We start from the raw sequence: 221 nt of genomic DNA, 5'->3' as shown, positions 1-221 counted from the left end.
CGACACCGTGCATGCGACCGCTGCGATCGACAAGGCGGCCGCGCATTTCGGCCGGCTCGACGGACTGATCAACATCGCCGGCGGCTTCACCTTCGAGGCGGTGAGCGACGGCGATCCCGCGACCTGGCAACGCATGTATGCGATGAACGTGATGACGGCATTCAACACCTCGCGCGCGGCGATCCCGCACCTCATCAAATCCGGCGCCGGACGCATCATCA

The 221-nt window shown here is 65.2% G+C and carries 1 protein-coding gene; it reads left to right on the top strand.

Going from position 1 to position 221, the window contains the following annotated elements:
* Positions 1-221, top strand: a 221-nt coding sequence (locus AAIR21_RS28285) for an SDR family NAD(P)-dependent oxidoreductase (protein ID WP_434682900.1), incomplete at both ends; no start/stop codon positions are given.

This window comes from Enterobacter sp. PTB (genome assembly GCF_051130085.1).
GTDB classification, from domain to species: Bacteria; Pseudomonadota; Gammaproteobacteria; order Enterobacterales; family Enterobacteriaceae; genus Enterobacter; species Enterobacter ludwigii.
The sequence above is the reverse complement of the archived record's forward strand: the minus strand, read 5'-3'. Positions and strand labels throughout refer to the sequence as shown.